General features: G+C 72.5%; 7 protein-coding genes. All 7 read right to left on the bottom strand.

Annotated features, from left to right (window positions below; translation table 11 throughout):
- Positions 1–66: 66 nt before the first annotated feature.
- Entirely contained in the window at positions 67–660 is a 594-nt protein-coding gene (locus ACGF8A_RS26840) for a hypothetical protein (protein ID WP_393112452.1), read from the bottom strand.
- 74 nt (positions 661–734) lie between these two features.
- Entirely contained in the window at positions 735–2,021 is a 1,287-nt protein-coding gene (locus ACGF8A_RS26845) for a glutamate-5-semialdehyde dehydrogenase (RefSeq protein WP_393112454.1), read from the bottom strand.
- A 72-nt stretch (positions 2,022–2,093) separates the two neighbouring features.
- On the bottom strand, positions 2,094–2,609 hold the full coding sequence (locus tag ACGF8A_RS26850) for a hypothetical protein (protein WP_393112456.1): 516 nt from the start codon (positions 2,607–2,609) through the stop codon (positions 2,094–2,096).
- Positions 2,610–2,745: 136 nt separating this feature from the next.
- Positions 2,746–3,852, bottom strand: a complete 1,107-nt coding sequence (gene proB / locus ACGF8A_RS26855) for a glutamate 5-kinase (protein ID WP_393112470.1) — start codon at positions 3,850–3,852, stop codon at positions 2,746–2,748.
- A 294-nt stretch (positions 3,853–4,146) separates the two neighbouring features.
- Entirely contained in the window at positions 4,147–5,583 is a 1,437-nt protein-coding gene (gene obgE, locus ACGF8A_RS26860; protein ID WP_393112458.1) for a GTPase ObgE, read from the bottom strand.
- Between the two features lie 106 nt (positions 5,584–5,689).
- Positions 5,690–5,944 carry a 50S ribosomal protein L27 gene (gene rpmA, locus ACGF8A_RS26865; protein WP_014672692.1) on the bottom strand — a complete coding sequence of 85 codons (255 nt, stop codon included), beginning with the start codon at positions 5,942–5,944 and terminating at the stop codon, positions 5,690–5,692.
- A gap of 14 nt (positions 5,945–5,958) precedes the next feature.
- Complete coding sequence (rplU, locus tag ACGF8A_RS26870) at positions 5,959–6,279, bottom strand: 50S ribosomal protein L21 (RefSeq protein WP_393112460.1); 321 nt, start codon at positions 6,277–6,279, stop codon at positions 5,959–5,961.
- Positions 6,280–6,571: the final 292 nt, after the last annotated feature.

Here is a 6,571-nt window from a genome sequence, read left to right on the forward strand (position 1 = left end):
CACGACAACTTCTGACAGGTACTCACCAGGTACGGAGCCGCCGTCCGGGCGGTCGGATCCGGACGTTCAAGGGGTGGGCGGGACCGCCGGGACGGTCGGCCGGGAGTGGTCGGCGGAGGCGGAGGGCGCCGCCGACGTGCCGTGCTCCAGGCCGGTCGAGGCGGGCGGCGGGACCTGGTCCTGGCGGTGGGACGAGGCGCCCCGGTAGACCGCGGCGAAGGCCAGCGCGATCATGCCGATGCCCATCACGAGGGCGAGCAGCCAGGCGACGGGCCGGTGCCAGCGGACCTGCTTGCCGTACGCCCCGACGTGGTCGCCGGGGACGTCGAAGTCGTCCAGGTCGTCGAGGTCCGCGTCGTGGCCGAACGCGCCGGGGTCGTCGGGGCCGTACGCGTCGTCGTGGCGCTCACGCCTGCCGTGTGCCCGGCGGGCCTCCGCCTCGGAGGCCTCGGCCCTGGCCTGTGCGGCAGCCACGAGGCGCTCGACGGCGGTCGGCTCGTGCACCGCGGCCGACCGTACGAAGGCCTCGTCGAAGACCACGGAGGCGAACTCTTCGTCCGACACCCCGCGGTCGTGGTCGTCGTCGGGCTCCCAGCCGTCAGGGAACGGCGTGCCCCCCACGTCCTCCGGCACGGATCCAGAGTAGACCTGGGGGGTCATTTTGGGCAGACGGTATGGAAATTCATCCGCCTGCCGGAACATCTCCCCGGCCGCGCGCGCCGGGGGCGTGCGCCTCAGCGCCGTACGTGCCCGTCGCCGGTCACGATGTACTTCGTGCTGGTCAGCTCCGGCAGCCCCATCGGCCCGCGGGCGTGCAGCTTCTGCGTGGAGATGCCGATCTCGGCGCCGAAGCCGAACTGGCCGCCGTCGGTGAAACGGGTCGAGGCGTTCACCGCGACGGTCGTGGAGTCGACCAGCCGGGTGAAGCGGCGTGCGGCCTGCTGGGAGGTCGTCACGATGGCCTCGGTGTGCCCGGAGGTCCACAGCCGGATGTGCTCGACGGCCTTGTCCAGGGAGTCCACCACCGCCGCGGCGATGTCGTAGGACAGGTACTCCGTCTCCCAGTCCTCGGCGGTCGCCTCGACGACGGCCGCCTTGCTGCCCTCGGCGTACGCCATCACCCGCTCGTCGGCGTGCACGGTCACCCCGGCCTCCGCGAGGGCGTCCAGGGCGCGCGGCAGGAACCGGTCGGCGATGTCCCGGTGCACCAGCAGCGTCTCGGCGGCGTTGCACACGCTGACCCGCTGGGCCTTGGAGTTGATCAGCACCTCGACAGCCGTGTCCAGGTCGGCGTCGGCGTCGACGTAGACGTGGCAGTTGCCGGTGCCGGTCTCGATCACCGGGACGGTGGACTCCTGGACGACCGTGCGGATCAGCGAGGCCCCGCCGCGCGGGATCAGCACGTCGACCAGGCCACGCGCCCGCATCAGCTCGCGCACGCTCTCGCGGCTCTCGCCGGGCACCAGCTGCACCGCGTCGGCGGGCAGCCCGGCGCCGCCGACGGCGTCGCGCAGCACCCGCACGAGCGCGGTGTTCGACTCGTACGCGGAGGCGGAGCCGCGCAGCAGGACGGCGTTGCCCGACTTCAGGCACAGCGCGGCGGCGTCCACGGTGACGTTCGGCCGGGCCTCGTAGACGATCCCCACCACGCCCAGCGGGACGCGGACCTGGCGCAGGTCGATGCCGTTGGGCAGGGTCGAGCCGCGGACCACCTCACCGACGGGGTCCGGCAGCGCGACCACGTCGCGCACGTCGGAGGCGATGGCCCGCACCCGCTCCGGGGTGAGGGTCAGCCGGTCGACGACGGACTCGCTGGTGCCGGCCTCGCGGGCCTTGGCCACGTCCTTGGCGTTGGCCTCGACGATCTCGCTCGTACGGACCTCCAGCGCGTCCGCGACGGCGAGCAGCGCGTCGTCCTTCACGGCCCGCGGCAGCGGCGCGAGGTCGGCTGCGGCGGCCTTGGCACGGTAGGCGGCCTGGGTGACCGGGGTCATGGAGTCGTACGGCGAAAGCGTGGTCATGAGGGAAGGGTAGTGCGCGGCACGGAGGGCTTCACCGGTCATCCCAAACCCCGAGACACGGGCGCAAGCCCCTCAAAACGGGTGCACTCCCACGGGTGACGCGGGCAGCGGGCCGTAGCCCTCGGAGATGCGCTGGTGGTAGGTGGCCCGGTCGATGACCTCCAGGCCGACGATCTCCCAGGGCGGCAGCCCGGCGGTCTGCCGGTGCTCGCCCCACAGCCGCAGCGCGACAGCGGCCGCGTCGTGCAGGTCGCGGGCTTCCTCCCAGTACCGGATCTCCGCGTGGTCGTCGGCGTATCTGCTGGTCAGCAGAAAGGGGTGGTCGTGGGCGAGCTGTTCGAGTGCCCGCCGGACCTCCGGCAGCGGGGCCGCCTCGCCGGAGACACTGAGAGTGACGTGCCACAGCCGGGGCAGGTCCTCGGGCTCCTCGCCCGGGTAGCGGTCACCGGCGGCGACGCTCGTGAGGGCGCGCTCCTCGCCCGCCGGGCGGGGGGAGGCTCCACCGGCACCGCCGCGGGACGCTGCCCCAGGGCGCACTCGTCTCACGACGGCCTCCTTTACACGATGGTCGAGCAGGGGTCGAGCCATGCCCGCGCGGTATGCGCCTGTGAGACAAAGTTGAGCAGGCGCCGCGGGATCGCGGGGCGGTTTTGCGGAACGTCCACCTCAGGACGGGGGCATTTGCGGGGCGTTCCCCCTGTTTTCGGCCGCGCGCCAATCGGTGTCAGTGGTGCAGGATCACCAGATCGTCCCGGTGGACGACTTCACGCTCGTACGCCGGCCCCAGGTCACGCGCCAGCTCCCGGGTGGAGCGGCCGATCAGCAGCGGGATCTCCTTGGCGTCGAAGTTGACCAGCCCGCGCGCCACGGCGTGACCCGTGCCGTCCCGCAGTTCGACCGGGTCGCCGGCGCTGAACTCGCCCTCGACGGCGGCGATTCCGGCCGGCAGCAGCGAGGTGCGGCGCTCCACGACCGCGCGCACGGCTCCGTCGTCCAGCGTCAGCGCCCCCTGCGGGGCGGAGGCGTGCTGGAGCCACAGCAGGCGGTCGGCGGAGCGTTTGCCGGTGGGGTGGAAGAACGTGCCGGTGTCCTGGCCGGTCAGCGCGTCGGTGGCGTGGACCGCGCTGGTGAGGACGACGGGGATGCCCGCGGCGGCGGCGATCCGGGCGGCCTCGACCTTGGTGACCATGCCACCGGTGCCGACACCGGCCTTGCCGGCGCTGCCGATCTCCACACCGCAGAGGTCGGCCGGGCCCCGTACCTCCGCCATCCGCGAGGTGCCCGGCTTGCCGGGGTCGCCGTCGTACAGGCCGTCCACGTCGGAGAGCAGCACCAGCAGGTCGGCGTGGACCAGGTGGGCGACGAGCGCGGCGAGCCGGTCGTTGTCGCCGAAGCGGATCTCGTCGGTGGCGACGGTGTCGTTCTCGTTGACGATCGGCACGGCGCCCATCGCGAGGAGCTTGTCCAGGGTGCGGGAGGCGTTGCGGTGGTGGGCGCGGCGGCTCATGTCGTCGGAGGTGAGCAGCACCTGGCCGACGCGGACTCCGTAGCGGGCGAAGGAGGCGGTGTAGCGGGCGACGAGCAGTCCCTGGCCCACGCTGGCGGCCGCCTGCTGGCGGGCCAGGTCCCTGGGGCGGCGGCGCAGGCCCAGCGGGGCGAGACCGGCGGCGATGGCACCGGAGGAGACCAGCACGATCTCCTTCTCACCACCGCTGCGGATCTTGGCGAGGACGTCGACGAGCGCGTCGACCCGGTCCGCGTCCAGCCCGCCGGAGGCGGTGGTCAGCGACGAGGAACCCACCTTGACGACGATCCTGCGGGCCTCGTGCACGGCCTGCCTTGCCCCTGCCACCTTGCTGTCTGTCCCCTCGCGTAGGTCCGGTGCCCCGGAACCGCAATCTACGCGAAGCGGCTCGTCCACCGCGCGCCGGTCCAGCGTCCGGGACGGCGCTTGCCCGCCGAGCGGTGCAGCAGCCGGCGGGGCGGGGCGTCGGGAAAGCGGACGCGTGGGCGCCGCACGGGAGCGACGCGTCGGACGCCGCCTTGCCGCAACGGGTCCTCCAGGCCGTCAGGCGACCGCCGTCGCACCGACGGCCCGCAGGGGGCCCGGTCCGTTCCCGGCCGCCTAGAACGGCTCGAAGTCGTCGAACGCCTGCTGGATCTCGTCCCGTTCGGCCTGCCGGTCCCGGCGCCGCTGCACCGCGGGACGCTGCTCCTCCATGCGGTGGTCCTCACCGCGGCGGCCCAGCATCTCCGCACCGGCCATGACGCTCGGCTCCCAGTCGAACACCACGGCGTTCTCCTCGGGGCCGATGGCCACGCCGTCCCCGGAGCGCGCGCCGGCCTTCACCAACTCGTCCTCGACACCGAGCCGGTTGAGCCGGTCGGCGAGATACCCGACCGCCTCGTCGTTGTTGAAGTCGGTCTGCCGCACCCAGCGCTCCGGCTTCTCGCCCCGCACCCGGTACAGCCCGTCGTCCTCGCGGACGACCGTGAAGCCCGCGTCGTCCACGGCCCTGGGCCGGATGACGATCCGCGTCGACTCCTCCTTGGGCCGGGCGGCACGGGCCTGCGCGACCAGGTCGGCCAGCGCGAAGGACAGCTCCTTCAGGCCGGTCCGCGCCACCGCTGACGCCTCGAACACGCGGTATCCGCGCTCCTCGAGGTCCGGCCGGACCATCTCCGCGAGGTCCTTGCCGTCCGGCACGTCGATCTTGTTCAGCACGACGATCCGCGGCCGGTCGTCCAGCCCGCCGTACTCCCGCAGCTCCGCCTCGATGACGTCGAGGTCGGAGGCCGGATCGCGGTCGGACTCCAGGGTGGCGGTGTCCAGGACGTGCACCAGCACACTGCACCGCTCGACGTGCCGCAGGAACTCCAGGCCGAGCCCCCGGCCCTGGCTGGCGCCGGGGATGAGTCCGGGGACGTCGGCGATGGTGTAGACGGTCGAACCGGCGGTGACGACACCGAGGTTCGGCACGAGCGTGGTGAAGGGGTAGTCGGCGATCTTCGGCTTGGCGGCGCTGAGCACGGAGATCAGCGAGGACTTGCCGGCGCTCGGATACCCCACGAGCGCCACGTCGGCGACGGTTTTGAGCTCCAGTACGACGTCCTGGAGGTCGCCCGGCTCACCGAGCAGCGCGAAGCCGGGCGCCTTGCGCCGGGCGGACGCCAGCGCGGCGTTGCCGAGGCCGCCCCGGCCGCCCTGCGCGGCGACGAAGGAGGTGCCGTGCCCGACCAGGTCGGCCAGCACATTGCCCGCCTTGTCGAGCACCACGGTCCCGTCCGGCACCGGCAGCACCAGGTCCTGGCCGTCCTTGCCGGAGCGGTTGCCGCCCTCGCCGGGCTTGCCGTTGGTGGCCTTGCGGTGCGGGGAATGGTGGTAGTCGAGCAGCGTGGTGACCGACTGGTCGACCGTGAGGATCACATCCCCGCCGCGGCCGCCGTTGCCGCCGTCGGGTCCGCCGAGCGGCTTGAACTTCTCACGGTGGACGGAGGCACAGCCGTGGCCCCCGTTACCCGCGGCGACATGCAGTTCGACGCGGTCCACGAAGGTGGTCATGGTCTGGTGCCTCCAGTTACGTACGGGAATGTCTCTTGAGCAACACGCGAAAGGCGGACCCGCTTCCCGGTGAGGGAAGTGAGGTCCGCCTCGCGAAAGCTTCCGGTCAGGCGACCGGAACGATGTTCACGACCTTGCGGCCACGGTGGGTGCCGAACTGCACCGAACCGGCCTGCAGCGCGAACAGCGTGTCGTCGCCGCCACGGCCGACGCCCGCACCCGGGTGGAAGTGGGTGCCACGCTGGCGGACCAGGATCTCGCCCGCGCTCACGACCTGACCGCCGAAACGCTTCACGCCGAGGCGCTGAGCGTTGGAGTCACGACCGTTACGGGTGGACGATGCGCCCTTCTTGTGTGCCATCTCTCCTCAGTCCCTTACTTCGCAGCCGCGGGGATCTCAGTGACCTTGATCGCCGTGTACTGCTGGCGGTGGCCCTGACGACGGCGGTAGCCGGTCTTGTTCTTGTAGCGCAGAATGTCGATCTTCTGGCCCTTGTGGTGGTCCACGACCTCGGCCTGGACCTTGATGCCGGCCAGCACCCACGGGTCGCTGGTCACAGCGTCGCCGTCGACGACGAGCAGGGTCGAGAGCTCGACCGTGTCGCCAACCTCGGCGGTGGAAATCTTGTCAACCTCAACGATGTCGCCGACAGCAACCTTGTGCTGGCGGCCACCGCTGCGCACGATGGCGTACACGCGGATCTCACTCTCTCGCTCGGGAACGGCACCCCCGCAGTCCAGCCACCCGACATGCGAAGCGGCCTCTCCGAGACGCCCGGCGTCCCGGAGGAAGAGGTTTACGGGGATGTGGCGTGCCACTCGACACGCCGACGGTCAAGGTTACGGGGCGGTGGCCGAGGGGGTCAAACCGGGCCACCGTCGGGGGGGGGGGGGGGGGGGGGGGGGGGGGGGGGGGGGCCCCCCCCCCCCCCCCCCCCCCCCGGGGCCGCCCCCCCCCGCCCCCCCCCCCGGGCCGGCGCGCCCGCCG

The organism is Streptomyces sp. NPDC047706 (assembly GCF_043204795.1).
Taxonomy (GTDB): domain Bacteria; phylum Actinomycetota; class Actinomycetes; order Streptomycetales; family Streptomycetaceae; genus Streptomyces.

Excerpts from the sequence above, each read along its gene's own strand:
- ACGF8A_RS26840 (WP_393112452.1), bottom strand. The coding sequence starts at position 660 with ATGACCCCCCAGGTCTACTCTGGATCCGTGCCGGAGGACGTGGGGGGC.
- ACGF8A_RS26845 (WP_393112454.1), bottom strand. The coding sequence starts at position 2,021 with ATGACCACGCTTTCGCCGTACGACTCCATGACCCCGGTCACCCAGGCC.
- rpmA (WP_014672692.1), bottom strand. The coding sequence starts at position 5,944 with ATGGCACACAAGAAGGGCGCATCGTCCACCCGTAACGGTCGTGACTCC.
- obgE (WP_393112458.1), bottom strand. The coding sequence starts at position 5,583 with ATGACCACCTTCGTGGACCGCGTCGAACTGCATGTCGCCGCGGGTAAC.
- ACGF8A_RS26850 (WP_393112456.1), bottom strand. The coding sequence starts at position 2,609 with ATGGCTCGACCCCTGCTCGACCATCGTGTAAAGGAGGCCGTCGTGAGA.